Annotated in this window: 22 protein-coding genes; 10 read left to right on the forward strand and 12 right to left on the reverse strand. The window is 68.4% G+C overall.

Going from position 1 to position 18,063, the window contains the following annotated elements:
* Positions 1 to 21 precede the first annotated feature (21 nt).
* Complete coding sequence (locus CJ177_RS04985; protein WP_005240079.1) at positions 22 to 1,260, forward strand: fatty acid desaturase; 1,239 nt, start codon at positions 22 to 24, stop codon at positions 1,258 to 1,260.
* 29 nt (positions 1,261 to 1,289) lie between these two features.
* Here the strand turns inward: CJ177_RS04985 and rsgA are convergent, their stop codons facing one another.
* Both rsgA and aroA read right to left on the reverse strand, forming a co-directional pair.
* Positions 1,290 to 2,330 carry a ribosome small subunit-dependent GTPase A gene (gene rsgA, locus CJ177_RS04990; protein ID WP_082764406.1) on the reverse strand — a complete coding sequence of 347 codons (1,041 nt, stop codon included), beginning with the start codon at positions 2,328 to 2,330 and terminating at the stop codon, positions 1,290 to 1,292.
* Positions 2,276 to 3,592: a 3-phosphoshikimate 1-carboxyvinyltransferase gene (gene aroA, locus CJ177_RS04995; protein WP_095867358.1), complete on the reverse strand. Its 1,317-nt coding sequence runs from the start codon at positions 3,590 to 3,592 to the stop codon at positions 2,276 to 2,278. Before aroA ends, rsgA begins: the two co-directional genes overlap by 55 nt.
* Positions 3,593 to 3,670: 78 nt before the next feature.
* Here aroA and CJ177_RS05000 point away from each other — a divergent pair, with 78 nt between their 5' ends.
* Positions 3,671 to 4,429, forward strand: coding sequence for an SOS response-associated peptidase (locus tag CJ177_RS05000; RefSeq protein ID WP_061041189.1), 759 nt, complete (start codon positions 3,671 to 3,673; stop codon positions 4,427 to 4,429).
* Here the strand turns inward: CJ177_RS05000 and ybaK are convergent.
* Positions 4,416 to 4,910 (reverse strand): Cys-tRNA(Pro) deacylase, encoded by a 495-nt coding sequence (gene ybaK, locus CJ177_RS05005; protein WP_025432296.1) that lies wholly within the window; start codon positions 4,908 to 4,910, stop codon positions 4,416 to 4,418. The two genes, CJ177_RS05000 and ybaK, sit on opposite strands and share 14 nt — an antisense overlap.
* 176 nt (positions 4,911 to 5,086) lie before the next feature.
* On the opposite strand from ybaK, the gene CJ177_RS05010 reads away from it, so the two are divergent.
* Both CJ177_RS05010 and rsrA read left to right on the forward strand, forming a co-directional pair.
* A complete protein-coding gene (locus CJ177_RS05010; RefSeq protein ID WP_373560033.1) occupies positions 5,087 to 5,746 on the forward strand; it encodes a sigma-70 family RNA polymerase sigma factor in 660 nt (219 codons plus the stop codon).
* Complete coding sequence (gene rsrA, locus CJ177_RS05015) at positions 5,743 to 6,024, forward strand: mycothiol system anti-sigma-R factor (protein WP_005240092.1); 282 nt, start codon at positions 5,743 to 5,745, stop codon at positions 6,022 to 6,024. The genes CJ177_RS05010 and rsrA overlap by 4 nt, the downstream gene beginning before the upstream one ends.
* Before the next feature lie 70 nt (positions 6,025 to 6,094).
* On the opposite strand, the gene CJ177_RS49315 is transcribed toward rsrA, so the two are convergent.
* Positions 6,095 to 6,169: a 50S ribosomal protein bL37 gene (locus tag CJ177_RS49315; protein WP_022597109.1), complete on the reverse strand. Its 75-nt coding sequence runs from the start codon at positions 6,167 to 6,169 to the stop codon at positions 6,095 to 6,097.
* Positions 6,170 to 6,263: 94 nt separating this feature from the next.
* Here CJ177_RS49315 and CJ177_RS05020 point away from each other — a divergent pair, with 94 nt between their 5' ends.
* On the forward strand, positions 6,264 to 6,479 hold the full coding sequence (locus CJ177_RS05020; RefSeq protein WP_005240095.1) for a biotin/lipoyl-binding carrier protein: 216 nt from the start codon (positions 6,264 to 6,266) through the stop codon (positions 6,477 to 6,479).
* 17 nt (positions 6,480 to 6,496) lie between these two features.
* Complete coding sequence (locus CJ177_RS05025; RefSeq protein WP_005240097.1) at positions 6,497 to 7,999, forward strand: sensor histidine kinase; 1,503 nt, start codon at positions 6,497 to 6,499, stop codon at positions 7,997 to 7,999.
* Between the two features lie 60 nt (positions 8,000 to 8,059).
* On the opposite strand, the gene CJ177_RS05030 is transcribed toward CJ177_RS05025, so the two are convergent.
* Positions 8,060 to 8,314, reverse strand: coding sequence for a WhiB family transcriptional regulator (locus CJ177_RS05030; protein WP_005240099.1), 255 nt, complete (start codon positions 8,312 to 8,314; stop codon positions 8,060 to 8,062).
* A gap of 239 nt (positions 8,315 to 8,553) precedes the next feature.
* Positions 8,554 to 9,510 (reverse strand): diacylglycerol kinase family protein, encoded by a 957-nt coding sequence (locus CJ177_RS05035; RefSeq protein WP_025432298.1) that lies wholly within the window; start codon positions 9,508 to 9,510, stop codon positions 8,554 to 8,556.
* Positions 9,511 to 9,586: 76 nt separating this feature from the next.
* Here CJ177_RS05035 and CJ177_RS05040 point away from each other — a divergent pair, with 76 nt between their 5' ends.
* A complete protein-coding gene (locus CJ177_RS05040) occupies positions 9,587 to 10,024 on the forward strand; it encodes a hypothetical protein (protein ID WP_061041170.1) in 438 nt (145 codons plus the stop codon).
* Here CJ177_RS05040 and CJ177_RS05045 read toward each other — a convergent pair.
* Together CJ177_RS05045 and CJ177_RS05050 are read right to left on the reverse strand one after the other, a co-directional pair.
* Entirely contained in the window at positions 10,021 to 10,500 is a 480-nt protein-coding gene (locus CJ177_RS05045) for a GNAT family N-acetyltransferase (RefSeq protein ID WP_095867359.1), read from the reverse strand. The two genes, CJ177_RS05040 and CJ177_RS05045, sit on opposite strands and share 4 nt — an antisense overlap.
* Positions 10,497 to 11,111, reverse strand: a complete 615-nt coding sequence (locus tag CJ177_RS05050) for an acid phosphatase (RefSeq protein ID WP_005240106.1) — start codon at positions 11,109 to 11,111, stop codon at positions 10,497 to 10,499. The genes CJ177_RS05045 and CJ177_RS05050 overlap by 4 nt, the downstream gene beginning before the upstream one ends.
* A 69-nt stretch (positions 11,112 to 11,180) precedes the next feature.
* On the opposite strand from CJ177_RS05050, the gene CJ177_RS05055 reads away from it, so the two are divergent.
* Positions 11,181 to 11,978, forward strand: coding sequence for a ParA family protein (locus CJ177_RS05055; protein ID WP_025432299.1), 798 nt, complete (start codon positions 11,181 to 11,183; stop codon positions 11,976 to 11,978).
* Here the strand turns inward: CJ177_RS05055 and CJ177_RS05060 are convergent.
* Positions 11,950 to 12,780, reverse strand: a complete 831-nt coding sequence (locus CJ177_RS05060) for an SDR family oxidoreductase (RefSeq protein ID WP_095867360.1) — start codon at positions 12,778 to 12,780, stop codon at positions 11,950 to 11,952. The two genes, CJ177_RS05055 and CJ177_RS05060, sit on opposite strands and share 29 nt — an antisense overlap.
* Positions 12,781 to 12,788: 8 nt before the next feature.
* Positions 12,789 to 13,619, reverse strand: coding sequence for an NAD(P)H-dependent oxidoreductase (locus tag CJ177_RS05065; RefSeq protein ID WP_095867361.1), 831 nt, complete (start codon positions 13,617 to 13,619; stop codon positions 12,789 to 12,791).
* A 100-nt stretch (positions 13,620 to 13,719) separates the two neighbouring features.
* Here CJ177_RS05065 and CJ177_RS05070 point away from each other — a divergent pair, with 100 nt between their 5' ends.
* Together CJ177_RS05070 and CJ177_RS05075 are read left to right on the forward strand one after the other, a co-directional pair.
* Entirely contained in the window at positions 13,720 to 14,706 is a 987-nt protein-coding gene (locus CJ177_RS05070; protein ID WP_005240114.1) for a GlxA family transcriptional regulator, read from the forward strand.
* A 54-nt stretch (positions 14,707 to 14,760) separates the two neighbouring features.
* Complete coding sequence (locus CJ177_RS05075; protein ID WP_095867362.1) at positions 14,761 to 15,174, forward strand: VOC family protein; 414 nt, start codon at positions 14,761 to 14,763, stop codon at positions 15,172 to 15,174.
* 9 nt (positions 15,175 to 15,183) lie between these two features.
* Here the strand turns inward: CJ177_RS05075 and CJ177_RS05080 are convergent, their stop codons facing one another.
* Both CJ177_RS05080 and CJ177_RS05085 read right to left on the reverse strand, forming a co-directional pair.
* The gene (locus tag CJ177_RS05080; protein WP_095867363.1) at positions 15,184 to 16,398 is read right to left on the reverse strand and encodes a hypothetical protein; all 1,215 of its coding nucleotides are present in this window, start codon (positions 16,396 to 16,398) and stop codon (positions 15,184 to 15,186) included.
* A gap of 9 nt (positions 16,399 to 16,407) precedes the next feature.
* Positions 16,408 to 18,048, reverse strand: coding sequence for a DEAD/DEAH box helicase (locus tag CJ177_RS05085; protein ID WP_095867364.1), 1,641 nt, complete (start codon positions 18,046 to 18,048; stop codon positions 16,408 to 16,410).
* Between the last annotated feature and the right edge of the window lie 15 nt (positions 18,049 to 18,063).

Below are 18,063 nucleotides of genomic sequence, written 5' to 3' on the forward strand. Positions count from 1 at the left end.
CCAGCCAGGAGGAGGTCCCCCATGGCGATTGCAGACGTCAAGGAATACGCACATCTCACCGAAGCCGACATCGAGTCGCTCGGACGCGAGCTCGATGCGATCCGGCGCGATATCGAAGAGTCCCGCGGGGAGCGTGACGCGCGGTACGTGCGAAACACGATCAGACTGCAGCGTTCCCTCGAAATCGGTGGCCGAGCCGTCCTCTTCGCGAGCAAGCGGCGTCCCGCCTGGCTGGCGGGCACAGCCATGCTGTCCCTCTCGAAGATCATCGAGAACATGGAACTCGGCCACAACGTCATGCACGGCCAGTGGGACTGGATGAACGATCCCGAGATCCACTCCACCTCGTGGGAGTGGGACGTGACGGGACCGTCCGCTCACTGGAAGCAGACGCACAACTACATTCACCACAAGTACACCAACGTCCTCGGCATGGACGACGACGTGGGATACGGACTGCTGCGCGTCACGCGTGACCAGCGGTGGAAGCCGTTCAACACCGGCAATCTCCTGTACAACACGCTGCTCGCGCTGTTCTTCGAGTACGGGATCGCGGCACAGCATCTCGAACTCGGCAAGGTAGCCAAGGGGCGCGTGCCGAGCGAGGAGACCCAGCGCAAGCTCCGCGAGGTCGGCGAGAAGGTCGGCAAGCAGATCCTCAAGGACTATGTCGTCCACCCCGCGGTCACGGGCCCCGCGTGGAAGAGCACGCTCACCGCCAACATCGCCGCGAACATGATCCGCAACGTGTGGACCAACGCGATCATCTTCTGCGGGCACTTCCCGGACGGCGCCGAGAAGTTCACCAAGGCGGACATCGACAAGGAAACGCCGGCCCAGTGGTACCTGCGGCAGATGCTCGGTAGCGCGAACATCGAGGGCGGCAAGCTGATGGACTTCATGTCCGGCAACCTCAGCTACCAGATCGAGCACCACCTGTTCCCCGACCTGCCCAGCAATCGCTACTCGGAGATCGCCGTGCGTGTGCGGGAACTGTGCGACAAGTACGACCTGCCGTACACGACCGGGCCCTTCCTCGTGCAGTACGCGAAGTCGTGGCGCACCATCGCCAAGCTGTCGTTGCCGAACAAGTACCTCAAGGCGACCGCGGACGACGCGCCGGAGACGGCGTCGGAGCGCAAGTTCGGTGGAAACACCACGGCGACAATCGATCCCGTGACCGGTCGCCGTCAGGGTTTGAGTACCGCGATCAAGCGCACCCGCAAGCGCCGCGGTCTTCGCGCGCTGCTGTCCCGCTAGAAAGTTCCGCTACAGACGCGGTTCGTCCCTCACCAGGCTTCGTTGGACGCGATGGCCGTGAGGAGGTGACGGACCGCGTCGACGCGTTTGGCGGCCTTGCCCTCCAGCCGGTCGAGGGCGCATTCCGGGTCCGCGGGCGGCCCGAGGTGGGTACATCCCCTCGGGCAGTCCTCGATGGCCGCGGCCAGATCGGAGAACGCGGCCACCACGTTCTCCGGGGAGATGTGGGCCAGCCCGAACGACCGGATGCCGGGGGTGTCGATCGCCCAACCGCCCGTCGGGAGCGGCAGCGCCACCGATTGCGTGGACGTGTGCCTGCCCTTGCCGACGCCGGAGACCACACCCACGGCCCGGTCGGCGTCGGGCACGAGGCGGTTGACGAGAGTCGACTTCCCGACCCCCGAGTGGCCGATCAGCGCGGTGAGCCGGCCCGACAGCATCGACAGGACCTCGTCGACCGGATCGTCGCGACCGGCCACGACGACGGGGACGTCGAGGTCGGCGAACGCGCTCGCGAACTCCTCGGGCGGCTCGAGATCGCTCTTCGTCAGGCACACGATGGGACTCAACCCGCCCGCATATGCGGCGACCAGTGCACGTTCGACGAATCCCGTCCGGGGCGGCGGGTCGGCGAGCGCCACGACGATCAGCAGCTGCTGGGCGTTGGCCACGACGATCCGCTCGTACGGATCGGTGTCGTCGGCGGTGCGTCGCAGCACCGTGGAGCGTTCGGCCACCCGCACGATCCGCGCCAGGGTGTCGGGCTTGCCGGACAGATCGCCGACGACACTCACCTCGTCGCCGACCACGATGGGGGTGCGGCCCAGTTCCCGGGCGCGCATGGTGACGAGGGGACGCTCGGGGTCGCCGCCCAGCACGCAACCCCACCGGCCGCGGTCGACCGAGACGACCATCGCCGACTCCGCGGCGAGGTGCTCCGGCCGGGTCTTCGTGCGCGGGCGCGTTCCTCGGCCCGGGCGTACCCGGACGTCGGACTCGTCGTACTGCCTGCGACTCAGAAGCTCGCCTTCCGCTCGGTGTCCGCGGCTGCGGACAGCATTGTGGCCCACAGGTTCTCGAAACCGGGCAGGGTCTTGGCCGTGGTGCCGACGTCCTCGATCTCGATGCCGTCGACCCGCAGCCCGACGATCGCGCCCGCGGTCGCCATCCGGTGGTCGGCGTAGGAGTGCCATGTCCCACCGTGCAGGTCTGCCGGGACGATCGTGAGGCCGTCCTCGGTCTCGGTGACGTTCCCGCCCAGCGAGTTGATCTCGTGTGCGAGCGCGGCCAGCCGGTCGGTCTCGTGACCGCGCAGGTGCGCGATGCCCCGCAGGTGCGACGGACCGTCGGCGAGTGCGGCGAGCGCCGCGACCGTCGGGGTGAGTTCGCCCACGTCGTGCAGGTCGATGTCGATGCCGGTCAGCTGCTGCGGACCGCGGACGGTGAGGTTCGCGCCGTCCAGCCGGACGTCCGCGCCCATCGCCAGGAGGATTTCCCGGATCGCGTCGCCGGGTTGCGTCGTCCTGCTCGGCCACAGGGGAACGGTCACCTCACCGCCGGTGACGGCGGCGGCGGCCAGGAAGGCGGTGGCATTCGACAGATCGGGCTCGATCACCCGGTCGACGGCCCGGACGACACCGGGGCTCACCCGCCACGTGTCGGCCTCCCCGCCCGTCGCCGGGGTCGTGACCTCGACACCCGACTCGCGCAGCATCTCGACCGTCATGTCGATGTGCGGCATGGACGGGACCGTCTTGCCGTCGTGATGCACCGTGACACCCTCGTCGAACGCGGCCGCCGACAGCAGCAGCCCGGAGACGAACTGTGACGAGCCGGACGCGTCGATGGTGACCCGTCCACCGCGCAGCGAGCCCGCACCGCGGACCGTGAACGGAAGGGAGTCGCCGTCGATGTCCGCGCCGAGACCGCGCAGCGCATCCAGGATCGTGTCGAGAGGCCGGGTGCGCGCCTGCTCGTCCCCGTCGAAGTGAACCGTTCCGCTCGCGAGCGCCGCGAGCGGCGGAAGGAACCGCATGACGGTGCCCGCCAGTCCGCAGTCGACCGCACCGCCCTGGAGTTGTCCGGGGGTGACCCGCAGCGTCGTGTCGGCGCCGACCGTCTCGATGCTGATGCCGAGCGTGCGGAGCGCGCCGATCATGAGGTCGGTGTCCCGGCTGCGCAATGCCCCGGTGAGGGTGGACGGACCGTCCGCGAGTGCGGCGAGGATCAGCGCGCGGTTGGTGATCGACTTCGATCCGGGCAGGGCGACCGTCGCGACGACGGGCGCTTCGGCACGGGGGGCGTTCCACAGGCTCAGGCTCACGGTCTCCATCTTCGCCTATCGGGCGGGTCGCCGGGCGGGGTGGGCGGCGTGTCGCGGGTGTCGGTGGTTCGTGCCACTCTGGTGGGCATGTGCGGCAGGTATGCGACCACTGCGAATCCGGCGACACTCGCGGCCGACCTCGATGCGATCAACGAGGCGGGCGAGGAGGAGAGTCCGCCCGACTACAACGTGGCGCCCACCACGGAGGTCCTGACGGTCGTCGACCGCCACGACGCCCGGCGGATCCGGCGGATGCGGTGGGGGCTCGTGCCGTCGTGGACGAAGGAGCTCGGCAAGGGGCCGGTGCTGTTCAACGCGCGAGCGGATTCGGTCGACACCAAACCGGCCTTCCGGAACGCGTTCACATACAAGCGCTGCCTCGTTCCGATGGACGGCTGGTACGAGTGGCAGACCGAGGTCGATGCGGCGGCCGCCGGGAAGAAACCGGGCAAGGCGAAGAAGATCCCCTACTACATGTCGCCGGAGGACGGCTCCCGCCTGTACATGGCCGGGCTGTGGTCGGTCTGGCACGATCCCGCGGTCGCGGAGTCGCTCCCCGTCCTGAGCTGCAGCATCATCACGGTCGACTCCGCCGCCCAGCTCGAGAACGTGCACGACCGGATGCCGCTGGTGATGCCCCGCGACCGCTGGACCGCGTGGCTCGATCCCGAGCATCCCGCGTCGACGGATCTGCTCGAGGTGTCACCCGACGCCATCGCCGACATCACCGTCCGGCGGGTGTCCACGCTGGTGAACAGTGTGAAGAACAACGGACCGGAACTCCTCGACCCCGACGCGGCCGGTCGTGACGAGGCACAGGTGGGAGAGCAGATCAGCCTGCTGTGACCGCCGCGGTGACGGCTCCGCTGAGCCGCACCAGGTCGGCGGGCGCGAGTTCGATCTCGAGTCCGCGCCTGCCGGCGCTGCACAGCACCCGGTCCCAGTCGAGCGCCGACGCGTCGACGACCGTCGGGAGTGCCTTGCGCTGGCCGAGCGGTGAGATGCCGCCGAAGACGTACCCGGTGGACCGCTCCGCCTCGGTGCGTTCGGCCATCACGGCCTTGCCCGCGCCGAGCGCCGCGGCCGCCGCCTTCAGTGACAGTTTCTCCGGCACCGGCACGACCGCCACCGCCAGCTTGCCGGTGTCGAGTTTGATCACCAGCGTCTTGAACACCTGGTGGGCGGTGACGCCGACCGTCTCGCCCAGGGCGTCGACGGCCTCCGAACCGTACGATTCCGCCCGCGCATCGTGCGCGTAGCTGTGCACGTTGTGGTCGATGCGGTGTTTGACGAGCAGCTTCGTCGCGGGAGTGGCAGTTCCGGCCATGGACAGACACTCTGCCACGCGGTCGGGAACACAGCGGACGGGAGGCGTGTTGGTACCTGCAGAAGAACAGTGCATCGAAGGGAGTGGTCCGTATCGTGATGTCCTCGGTGATGGAGCCCACGTCGCGTCTGCAGTTGGCGGTAACGTTGACGCCCACGGCGACCGAAGGGATCAGCGTGCAGGAACATGACCGTCCGACGGCAGACCAGGCCGAGCCACAGGACGAGTTGATCGCGCGTTTCGAAAGGGATGCGCTCCCACTTCTGGATCAGCTGTACGGCGCTGCTCTGAGGATGACCAGGAACCCGGCGGACGCCGAGGACCTCGTGCAGGAAACGTACGTGAAGGCCTACACGGCGTTCCGTTCGTTCCGCGAGGGCACCAACCTCAAGGCATGGCTGTACCGGATTCTCACGAACACGTACATCAACTCGTACCGCAAGAAGCAGCGCCAGCCCGCGCAGTACCCCACCGACGAGATCACCGACTGGCAGCTGGCGGCGACGGCGGAACACTCGTCGACCGGTCTGCGGTCCGCCGAGGTCGAGGCCCTGGACGCGCTCCCCGACGACGACATCAAGGAAGCCCTGCAGGCCCTGCCGGAGGAGTTCCGGATGGCCGTCTACTACGCCGACGTCGAGGGATTCCCCTACAAGGAGATCGCCGAGATCATGGGCACCCCGATCGGGACCGTGATGTCGCGACTGCACCGCGGGCGCAAGCAGCTCCGGGGTCTGCTCGCCGATGTCGCACGTGAACGTGGATTCAACCGTGGGGGCACCGACGAGGTGCCCGGCGACAGTGTAGTGAGCGCGGAGCAGGAGGTTTCTCGGTGAGCGAGCAGGACGAATTCGAGCAGCTCGACTGCTCCGCCGTCATCGCGGACGTCTGGCTGATGCTGGACCGTGAATGCGACGAGGCGTCGAGGGCGCGGCTGCAGAGGCACCTCGACGAGTGCGGGTCGTGCCTCGAGGCGTACGGGATCGAGGAGAAGGTGAAGAGCCTCGTGAACCGCAAGTGCGGTGGGGAGCACGCGCCGGAAAGTCTGCGTCAGAGGCTCTCCATCGAGTTGCGGCGGACCATCCTGATCACGAACACCGAACCCGACGCGTAACTCGTCAGAACAGCAATCAGGGGCCGGAAAGCATCGCTGCTTTCCGGCCCCTGGTGCGTTCTACGGCGCGTCAGGCGTTGGGACGCTTGCCGTGGTTTGCGGCGTTGCCCTTGCGACTGCGCTTCTTACGACCACGCTTACCCATGAGTAGATCTCCCTTCTTTTCACCACAGTCTTCCACGTGTGGTTGGGTGTCCTTGCAACAGGGCTTTCTCGACACCCGGGAGTGAAGGATCACAATGGCAGAAGACGTGCGCGCCGAAATGGTTTCGACGGTGTATCAGGTTGTGGTGAGCGCGGGTGACGAGGTGAAGGAGGGCGACACCCTCGTCATCCTCGAGTCGATGAAGATGGAGATCCCCGTCATCGCCGAGGAGCCCGGCACGGTCACGTCCGTGGACGTCAAGGTCGGCGACGTGATCCAGCAGGGCGACCTGATCGCTGTCATCTCCTGAGCTGACACCCACCGACGATGTCCACACTGAGTGACCTGCTCGCCGAACACACCGACCTGCCCGGCGAGGCCGTCGATCATCTCCAGCGAGTCGTCGGTGAATGGCAGTTGCTCGCCGACCTCTCCTTCGCGGACGTTCTGCTCTGGGTCGGAACGGATTCCGCGGCCACCAACCCCACCGGCACCGTGATCTGCGTCGCGCACTGCAGGCCCACCACCGCGTCGACCGCGTTCCCGGAGGACGTCGTCGGGACCGTCGTGTCGGAGTCGGAACACCCGCAGGTGCTGCAGGCGCTGCTCGAGGGCCGCGTCGTGCGCCCCGAGGACGGCGGCGGGCACGAGGGTCTGCCGCCGCGCGGGGAGGCCGTCCCGGTGCGGTGGAACGGCGAGGTGATCGCGGTCCTGAGCCGGGACACCAACCTGTCGCACCAGCGGGCGCAGAGCCCGCTCGAGGTCGCGTATCTCGACTGCGCCGAGGATCTGTGCCAGATGATCAGCGACGGCACCTTCCCGATCCGGGAGGCCCGGTCGGACACCAACTCGAGTCCCCGTGCCGGCGACGGCTTCATCCGCCTCGACACCGACGGCAGCGTGGTCTACGCGAGTCCCAATGCGCTGTCGGCCTATCACCGGATGGGTCTCAGCTCGGACCTGATCGGTCGGAACCTCGCCGCCACCACGCGGTCGCTCGTGACGGACCCGTTCGAGTCGCAGGAGGTCGCCGGGTACATCCGCGACACCATCGCCGACAAGCCGGGCCGCCGCATGGAGATCGAGGCCAGGGGGGCGACCGTGCTGCTCCGGGCGCTGGTCCTCAAACCCGGCGGAAAGCGGGTCGGCGCCGCTGTCGTGGTCCGGGACGTCACCGAGGTGAAGAGGCGGGATCGTGCCCTGCTCAGCAAGGACGCGACGATCCGCGAGATCCATCATCGGGTGAAGAACAATCTGCAGACCGTGGCGGCGCTCCTGCGACTGCAGGCCCGCCGCACCAACAACGAGGAAGCCCGGCAGGCGCTGAGCGAATCGGTGCGCCGCGTCACCTCGATCGCCCTCGTGCACGACACACTGTCGATGTCGGTGGACGAGGAAGTGAACCTCGACGAGGTCGTCGACCGCCTCGTGCCGATCCTGTCCGACGTGGCGACGGTGAGCACGCCGATCAAGGTCCGCCGGGAGGGCAGCTTCGGGGTGTTCTCCGCGGAGCGGGCCACTCCGCTGGTGATGGTGCTGACCGAACTCGTGCAGAACGCGATCGAGCACGCCTTCGAACCCGGCGCTCCGGGGACGGTCACCATGCGGGCCGAACGCTCCGCGCGGTGGCTGGACGTCGTGATCCATGACGACGGCAGGGGATTACCACCCGGTTTCAGCCTCGAGCGGTCCGACCGTCTCGGTCTGCAGATCGTCCGGACCCTGGTGGCCGCCGAACTGAACGGTTCGCTCGGGCTGCATCCCGGGGCGGACGGTGGAACGGATGCCGTGTTACGCGTACCGCTGGGCCGTCGTGGGCCGCGGTACTGATCGGCGGGCAAGCAAAAGGCCCGGCACCATGTGGTGCCGGGCCCGTCTCCTTCTGAAGTGTCAGACGGTGGTGCGGGCACGCGTCCGAGCGTTGCGGCGCTTGAGTGCGCGTCGCTCGTCTTCGCTCATGCCGCCCCACACACCGGCGTCCTGGCCCGACTCGAGTGCCCACGAGAGGCACTCGGCGGTCACCGGGCAGCGGTTGCAGACAACCTTGGCATCAGCAATCTGCGCGAGGGCCGGACCGCTGTTGCCCACAGGGAAGAACAACTCGGGGTCTTCGTCGCGACAGATTGCCTTGTGGCGCCAGTCCATCCTTCTGCTCCTTAACTGGGTGCGAAATGCACCGTTTCGTCTTCATGAGTTCATGTGTGCGTAGAGAATGTTTCCGCACTGTTGCTTGTGAATGCTTTCACGAACTGGCGGGATGTCAATAGAAAACCGCCGCACCGTGGGGGAGCTCACGTACTTAGGCTGCCCTTCGAGGCGCGCCGTCCTTTGTACCCCGTGCAGGCACTTCCCGCTAGGTGAAAACGGGGATTCTCGAGATTTGCTCAGGGTCGCGCCGGGGCGACCACATCCAGCGCCTCGGGCACCGACACGAACTCGACGACTTTGCGTAGTCCGATGTAGTCGCCGTCCATCTGCAGTCCGATGGGCTCCGACGCGGAGATCCGCACGGACGGCACGTCGTCGACCCGGACCAGCTTCTTCGCCTTCGGACGGGTTCCGGGAGTCAGCAGCTGGCGGGCCACCCGCAGCGTGGTGAGGATCGCGGTGGACCGCATCGCGAAGACGCCGAGGCCGGTGTCGTAGGTGGTGTCGGGATTCGTGTGCACTTCCCGCTTGTTCAGATACGTCCAGGGACTCGCGTTCGACACGAATGCGTAATGAACGCCCTCGACCGGATCGTGATCGGGAACCTCGACGGTGAGCGTCGGCTCCGCGTATTTCGATCGGAAGAACACGCGCACCGCCGCGCGGACATACTGCGCAGGTGTGGCCGGCCGCCCGTTCTTGCGGTGCATGTCGACCGCCTCACACACCTGGGCGTCCCAGCCGAGACCGGCGTTGAACGTGAACCATCGGTTGTCGCAGTGCGCGAGACCGATCCTGCGCCGCTGCCTGCGGGCGAGGAGATCGATGAGCTGGTTGGTGGCGTCCACCGGGTCGGGCGCAATGCCGAGCGAGCGGGCGAACACGTTCGCCGACCCGCCGGGGACGACGGCGATCGGGGGAATCGGCCCCACCGTCACCGCGCTCATCGACTTCGGTGCCGGGGTGCCGAGCAGTCCGTTGACCACCTCGTTCACGGTGCCGTCGCCGCCGTGGACGATGATCAGGCCCATTCCGTCCACGCAGGCCTGCTGCGCCAGTTCCGCGGCGTGGCCGCGGTGTGTCGTGTGCGCGACCGTCAACCGCACCCGGCTCGACAGCGCGTGGGCGAGGAGATCACGCCCGGCCGGGGTCGTCGATGTGGCATTGGGGTTGACGATCAGCAGCGCGCGCACGGGGCCCAAGCCTAGCGGGGGCGGCACGTGTCACCGTCCGAGGCCGCCGGCGACGGGGTGTTCTAGGCTGGCCGACGTGCCGAAGCCGTCTCTCAGCAAGTCCACGCCCACCACGGTCCGTGCGGCGGGCGCCCTGGTGTCGCTCGAGGGCGCGGTGGCGGTCGGGGTCGCCGTGGTGCTGGTGATCCGGGGACTCCTCGGGCACGACCAGAGCGTCAGCAGTGGATACGGCACCGCGGCCTGGTTCGCGATTCTCGGTGGCGCCGTGCTCGCCGCCGGGCTCGCCCTGATCTTCGGCCGGCGCTGGGGGCGGGCGATCGCGATCGTCGCCCAACTGCTCCTGCTCCCGGTGGCGTGGTCGCTGCTCACCGATTCGCACCAGCCGTTCTTCGGTGTGCTGCTCGGAGTCGTCGTGGTGGCGGCCCTCGGGTGCCTGTTCAGCAGTCCCACGTCGAGGTGGATGGCTGCCGAGTACGGCCAGGAGGCCGACGCCGACAACCCGTCGGATCGCTAACTCACCTCGGACGCGAGGCGGCCGAGCGGATCCCCGGTGAGCCGGTACGTGGTCCATTCGTCCTGCGGGTGCGCGTCCAGCGACTCGTAGAACGCGATCGACGGCTTGTTCCAGTTGACCACCGACCACGACAGTCGCGTGTAGCCGTTGTCGACGCACTCCTTCGCGAGTGTGGCGAGCAGGGCCTTGCCGTGCCCGGACCCGCGCTCCGACGGGCTGACGAACAGGTCCTCGAGGTAGATGCCGTGCGTTCCGTCCCAGGTGGAGAAGTTCCGGAACCACACCGCGATCCCGACGACCCGGTCGTCTTCGTTCGCCGCGACGTGGGCGAAGGTCGACGGCTGCGGACCGAACAGGGCGTCGTCGATCTGGTCGGCGGTGACGGTGCACTCGTCATGGGCCCGCTGGTGTTCGGCGAGTTCGTAGATCATCGCGGTGATCGCGGAGACGTCCTCGGGTACTGCGCGTCTGATCATCGGGCACCTTCCTCGCTTGTCACGTTGTGGCTGACCACCTGTTGCGCCCCGTGCTCGAAACCGAGGACGGAGTACGCGCCCGGCGACATCGCGAACCGTCGTCCCTCGCTGATGGGAAGTTCCGCCCAGCGGGCGATGAGCGCGCGCGAGAAGTGACCGTGCCCGACGAGGATCACGTCACGGTCGACGAGTTGCGAATGCGCGACGGACAGTACGAGGTCGCACCGGGTGTGCACCTGCTCGGCCTGCTCGCCGCGAGGGCACGGGTGGGTCCACACGGTCCAGTCCGGCACCTGCTGCCTGATCTCGGGGGTCGTCATACCCTCGTAGATCCCGTAATCCCATTCGGCGAGCGCGTCCCACGTGCGCTGGATCTTCAATCCCGCCAGCTCCGCCGTCTCCCGGGCGCGTTGCCGCGGGCTGACGATGACGAGGGGGTCGCGCAGTTCGAGGGCGTCCATCGCCGGACCCACCCGCCGCGCCTGGGCTTCACCCAGTTCGGTGAGGTGGACGTCGGTCCGACCGGTGTGTTTACCCCAACGGGCCCATTCCGTTTCGCCGTGTCGGAGGAGGACGATCCGACGGCCGCGCGGCGAATCACTGGGTGGCATCCATCCATCATGTCAGTCAATCTGCGTGTATGGCTCGCCTCCGGGGACGAAGTAGGTAAGGATCGAGCCGTGACAACGGTTCTTGCAGTGGCAAATCAGAAGGGTGGGGTCGCGAAGACCACCACGGTCGCTTCTCTCGGCGCAGCCCTCGTCGGGCTGGGCCAGAAGGTTCTGGTGGTGGATCTCGACCCGCAGGGATGTCTGACGTTCTCCCTCGGGCACAACCCGGACCGCCTGGACGCCTCCGTCCACGAGGTGCTGACAGGTGATCTGGCGGTGCAGGAGGCCGTGATCGACACCGAGGACGGTGTCGCCCTTCTGCCTGCGACGATCGACCTCGCCGGCGCGGAAGCGTTGCTGCTCATGCGTCCCGGTCGCGAGTTCGCCCTCAAACGCGCTCTGGCGCCGCTGCTGGACGACTACGACACGATCATCATCGACTGCCCGCCGTCTCTCGGTGTGCTCACGCTCAACGGGCTCACAGCGGCGCAGTCGGTGCTGGTGCCGCTGCAGTGCGAGACGCTCGCCCACCGCGGTGTGGGGCAGTTGCTGCGGACGGTCACCGAGGTACAGCAGATCACCAACCCCGACCTGGTGCTGCTCGGAGCGCTGCCGACGCTGTACGACGCCCGCACGACGCACAGCCGGGACGTGCTCTCCGACGTGTCCGACCGCTACAACCTGCCGGTCCTCGCTCCGCCGATCCCGCGGACGGTGCGATTCGCGGAGGCGACGGCGTCGGGTGCCACCGTGCTGGCGGGGCGCAAGAACAAGGGTGCCCAGGCGTACCGGGACCTCGCCGAGAACCTCGCCAAGCACTGGGCGGGATCCGAACTCGCTACGTTTTCGCCTGGAAGTGCCGAGTAAGTTCTTCCGGCGTCGGATTCCACGCGGCGGGCCAATCCTGTTGGCGTAACTGGGCGTCCGTGCCCCCGTCGGCGAAGACGACGCTGCCGCAGAACAGTGTCGACCCCGGTCCGAGCAGGAACTCGACGAGCGTGGCAATCTCGTCCGGGCGTCCACGTCGGCCCAGCGGCACCGGATAGAAGTCCAGCGCCTTCGCCAGTTCCGGGTCGAGGTCGTCGCCGCTGGTCATCGGCGTGTCGATCATGCCCGGCGCGATCGCGTTGAGTCGTATGCCGTTGCCGATCCACTCGGTTCGTACCGCTTCACGCCGAATCCACCAGGCCAGCGCGAGCTTGGACGCCGGGTACGCCGGGATGGCGGTCACCTGGTCGCCGATGCGCACCGCCTCCGCCTCGTCGCCGTCGAGGCACGCGGTCACCAGATTCTCGGGAATCCCCGGCTGCGTGGTGGTGCTGCTCGACGAGATCGCCACCACCGAGGCGCCGCCCGCGCGCTCGAGGGCGGGCTTCAGTGCTGTCACGAGTTCGACGGCCCCGAAGTAGTTGACGGCGACGAGTTTGCCGCCCGGGACGTGCGACAGCGACCCGAGCCCGGCGCAGCAGACGAGACCGTCCACGACGCCGCTGCTCGCCTCGGACACGGCGTCGGCCGCTGCGGCGCGTCCGCCGGGGGTCGACAGGTCGGCGGTGACGTCGGTCTGCGCGAGGTCGACCCCGATGACGGTATGACCGCCGGACTCGAGTGTGCGGCGGCTCGCCGCCCCGATTCCCGAGGCGGCGCCGGTGATCACGTAGGTTGCCATGCCGTGAATTAGAACACGTTACAGATCGCGGTGGTGCGGACTTCGGCCTCCGATTCCCCCGTGCCGGACTCTGCGTCGGCATAGTGGGCGCGCAGGCCCGTGACGCCGGGCGCCCGGTCCTCGTGCAGCACGAACCGAGCGTCGTAGTCGCCGCCGTTCTGTGAGCGGAAAGGCAACGGCGCATCGGTGAACAGGCCGGACAGGCGATCGATCAGCCGCGCCGCGACGCCTGGGTAGTGCTCGGCGGGCAACCGGTCCGCGCTGTCGATCAGGACCGGGGGCACCACCGACATCCCCGTGTACCAGAAGATTCCGTGGTGGATCGGGAACAGGAGTTCGTCAATCTGTCCGTTGATACCGCGGGGGCCCGCACTGTCGGCGCTGCCGCCGAAACTGACGACCGTCATCGCCCGCTTGCCGGCCAGGGTTCCGTCGCCGTACCGCCGGGTGGAGCCGTCCTCGCGGCGCAGCCCGTAGCCGTAACCCTCGACGAAAACCCGGTCGAACCAGCCCTTGAGGATCGCGGGCATGCCGTACCACCACAGCGGGAACTGCACGATCACCGCGTCGGCCCACGCGAGCTTGCGCTGCTCGGCGCGGATGTCGGGGGCCAGAGTGTCGTCGGCCAGGGCCTGACCCGACCGCGCTCCGACGAGGAGGCGGTGGTGGGGGTCGTGTCCGAAATCGTCCGCCGTCACCACCGGGTTCCATCGCATCTCGTACAGGTCGGAGGTCCGGATGTCGTGGCCGGCGCCGCGCAGCGCCGCGAGGGCGTCGCTGCGGAGAGCCGCGTTCAGGGACTTCGGCTCGGGATGTGCCGATACCCACAGGATCTTCATGGTCCACCTTTCCGTTCGGTCGTCCTGACCCCTCCGATCATGGACGCGCGGCGGTGGTCGCGACAGTGGCTGGCAGGACGATATGTGAAATAATCGGGCCATGTCCGATTCGAGAGGCGGACGGACTGTGCGCCGTCATCGCGTGGTCGTGTTCGTGCGCGACGGTCTGCTCCCGATCGAATTCGGAATTGTCCACCGACTGTTCGGTGAGGCGCGATCGCGGGAGGGCGAACCGCTGTACGAGGTCCTCACGTGCACCCCCACACCCGGCGCCGTCCGGACCGACACCGACGTGACGATCACGGTCGAGCACGGCCCGGCATTGCTCGGCACGGCCGACACCGTCGTGATCCCGGCGTCCGATCAGGACTACGACCCGCCGGAGGACGGGCGCCTGCCTCGTCACCTCGCGGACGCTCTCGCACACATTCGCCCGGGCACGCGGGTGGCGTCGATCTGCACGGGCTCGTTCGTCCTCGCCGCGGCAGGCCTTCTCGGGGACCGGCGTGCGACCACGCACTGGAAGTCGGCGGACGCGTTCCGGCGGCTGTACCCGGACGTGCACCTGGACCCCGGCGTGCTCTACACACACGACGGCAGCGTGCTCACCGCCGCCGGCGTCGCATCCGGAATCGATCTGTGCCTGTACATGATTCGCATCGACCACGGTGCGTCGGTGGCCAACGAGGTAGCACGGGGAACGGTCGTGCCGCCTCATCGCAGCGGCGGTCAGGCGCAGTTCATCACCGAGCCCGTTCCGGAGGCCGACGGTGCGTCCACGGCGCGAGCGCGAGCCCGGGCGCTGTCGCATCTCGATCAACCGCTGTCGCTGCGGGAGCTGGCAGAGTGGGAGTCGATGAGCGTGCGCACGTTCACCCGGCGATTCCGGGCCGAGACGGGGATGTCGCCGACGCAGTGGATTCTCGAACAGCGGATCATCCGTGCTCGCGAGCTGCTGGAGAACACCGACCTGCCGGTGGACGACGTTGCCGCGGCCGCGGGATTCGGCACCGCGACGTCGCTGCGACAGCACCTCTCGCGCACGGTCGGCGTCTCACCGTCCGCGTACCGCGCCACTTTCCGTTGACGGCATGCTCATTCGTCCAAGTGCGGGGGAGTGCACGGCGCTAACGTCGGGGGCATGACAGTCTCGGATACGCCTCGAAGCAACACCCTGACGATGCGGGCGCAGCCGCTCCTCGCCGTCGGCGACGTCGAACGCGCAGGCGAGTGGTACCGGAAGGTCCTGGACGCGCGCAGCGGCCACGGCGGACGGGACTACGAGCAACTCCTCGTCGACGGGCACATGATCCTGCAACTGCACCGGCTCGACGAGGGCCACCACCACGGCACCCTCGGCGACCCTGCGCTCCCGCGGGGAAACGGGGTGGCGATCTGGTTCGAGACCCCCGACTTCGACGGCACCGTCGCGAGGGTGCGGGAGGGAGGTGCCGACGTGGTCACGGATGTGCACCTCAATCCCAATGCGGGACATCGCGAGATCTGGATCCGCGACCTCGACGGCTATCTGGTGGTGTTCGCCGAACCCGCGTGAGGGGCGACCTCAGCGCAGCGCCACGACCTCATCGCCGCGCTGCTCGAGCACGACGTCGCCGGCCACCGTCGTGATGATCGGCCCCGCCGCGGCGTCACGCGTCACCGGGATCGTGCGAAGCAACGCGCCGGTCGACAGGTCGAGCACGGCGATGCCGGATTCCACCGGGACCAGCAGGTTTCCGGCCATCACAGCGCCCGGGCCGAGAGCGCCGGGGAAGATCCAGCGCGGTGCGAGATCGGATGCGCCGAGCGATACCACGTCCGCACCGGTCCACCAGGTGACCACCGAACTGCTCGTCGACGTGACGGGATCAGGTCCGACCTGTTGGGAGAGCGCGTATTCGGACACGGCGTTGCCGGTGCCGTCGAACAGGCCGATCCGCGGTCCGTACGACGTGCCCGCGGGGAGGTAGACGGCCGTGGTCTCGCCCGACACCCCGAGGATGCGCGCACCCTCGACGCCGGCATCCACTCCCGCCAGGACGCTCGATCCGTACTCCTCGGGCTCCTGATTGTCCTTCGGCGACGGGTTCATGACCGTCAGACGATCGGCCACCTCGCCGGGGCAGCGTTCGAGAACGGACAGCCTGCTGCTGCTCGAACCGACGTCGATCAGCGTGCAGCCGCTGCGTGGCTGCTTCTTGGGATTCACGGGCGCGTCGACCCGTCCGTACTCGACGGTGCGGACGAGGTCGGAGCGCCACAGTTCCAGCCGGCGGTCGCCGAGGGACGCCACATACGTTCCGTCGGCCTTCAGCGTCACCTCGGAATCGGCGTCGCTGCTCCGCTGCGCCAGGCGCTCGCCGGTACCCCCGTCGAGTTCGGTGACCTGGGAGCAACCGCGGTCGTCGCGGTAGACGGCCACGACCTTCTCCCACGACGCCGTCACATCGCACAGGTCGAGATCACGCTCGTACCGCCACAGCTCCGTACCCGACATCCGGTCCCGTCCCACGACGTCCCCACCGTCGGCGGTGACGACCGCACCACCGACCACGAGGGGCGCGGTGGTGGCGGAACTGGCGGAATCCCAGATCGGGCTCAGCGTCTCCGGAACCGTCAGGGCCGTGGTTAGCGCAGGCGGCGGTTCGGCGGCGGTGACTGAGGTGGTGCCCCGGGCATCGCTGCGGAACCACACCACGGTGAGGGCGACCACGACCGCAATGGCGATTCCGGCAGCGACGCCGAGATCGGCGCGCGAGCGCCGCTCAGGTGCGAGCACGGTGGTTGGTTACTCCGCGTTCGTCGCGGCGGCGCCGACCTTCGTGGTCCGGCGGCGGCGACGGCGGCGGGGCTTGGAGGCACCCTCGCCGTCGGTGTCCCCGCTCGGAGCGGATTCGGGTGCCGTCGGCTCCGGCGACACGGACTTGGGGCCCACGGAGTCCGCGGGGCGGCCACCACGGGTGCGGCGGCGGGTGCGGGTGCGTGCCGGACGCTCGGTGCGCTCGGCCTTCTCGCCCCGCTCGGTATCGGCGCTCTCGCTCTGCTCCGCGCCCGTCTTCTCGCTCTGCTCGGGTGCGACCTTCTCGGCCTTCTCCACCCGGGGGCGCTTGATCGTGCCGGTCGCGCCGGCCGGGATCGACAGCTCCTCGAACAGGTGCGGGGAGCTGGAGTACGTCTCCGCCGGATCGGGGATGCCGAGGCCGAGAGCCTTGTCGATGAGCTGCCAGCGGGGGATGTCGTCCCAGTCCACCAGCGTCACGGCGATGCCGGTGCGCCCCGCCCGGCCGGTGCGGCCGATCCGGTGGACGTACGTCTTCTCGTCTTCCGGGCACTGGTAGTTGATGACGTGGGTGACGTCGTCGATGTCGATACCGCGGGCCGCGACGTCCGTCGCGACCAGCACGTCGATCTTGCCCGTGCGGAACGCCTTCAGCGCCTTCTCGCGAGCGACCTGATTGAGGTCGCCGTGGACCGAGCCGACGGAGAAACCGCGCTCGGCGAGATCGTCGGCGACCTTCTGGGCGGTGCGCTTGGTGCGGGTGAAGATCATCGTCGCGCCGCGGCCGTCGGCCTGCAGCACGCGGGCCACCATCTCCGCCTTGTCGAGCGCGTGGGCCCGGTAGATGTGCTGGCTGGTCCGGTCGTGCACCGCCGAGTCGTCGGCCTGCTCGGCGCGGATGTGCGTCGGCTGGGTGAGGAATGTACGGGCGAGCGTGATGATCGGACCCGGCATGGTGGCCGAGAACAGCATCGTCTGACGCTTGTCCGGCACCATCCCGAGGATGCGCTCGATGTCGGGCAGGAAGCCCAGGTCCAGCATCTCGTCGGCCTCGTCGAGAACGAGGACCTCGACCTTGCCCAGGATCAGGTGACCCTGGTTGGCGAGGTCGAGCAGACGGCCCGGGGTGCCCACGACGACGTCGGCGCCCTTCTGGAGCGTCGCGATCTGCGTCTCGTAGGGGCGGCCACCGTAGATGGCGAGGACCTCGAGCTTGTTCTTCTCGCCCTTCAGGTACTTAGCGGCGCCCTCGAGGTCCTTGGTGACCTGGATGCACAGCTCGCGGGTGGGGACGATGACCAGCGCGCGGGGAGTGCCGTCGAGTGCGGCCGTCCCGGTGGTGCCGCTGGAGATGCGGTGGAGCAGCGGGACGCCGAAACCGAACGTCTTGCCCATGCCCGTGCGGGCCTGACCGATCAGGTCGTCGCCGGCGAGGGCGAGGGGGAGCGTCAGCTCCTGGATCGCGAACGTGCGCTCGATGCCGATCTCGTCGAGAGCGCGGACGATCTCGTCGCGAACTCCGAGCTCGGCGAAGGTGGGGGCGACGTGCGTGGAGTCGAGTTGCGCCGACAGCGTGGTCTCGGTTGCGTCGTCTTCATGGTCGACGGTGATCTTGCTCAGGGGACTGGCCTTCCTCGTAGCTGCACGCACGCACGAGGTAAGGGC

The organism is Rhodococcus sp. ACPA1 (assembly GCF_002300195.1).
In the GTDB taxonomy this organism is placed as follows: Bacteria; Actinomycetota; Actinomycetes; order Mycobacteriales; family Mycobacteriaceae; genus Rhodococcus_F; species Rhodococcus_F opacus.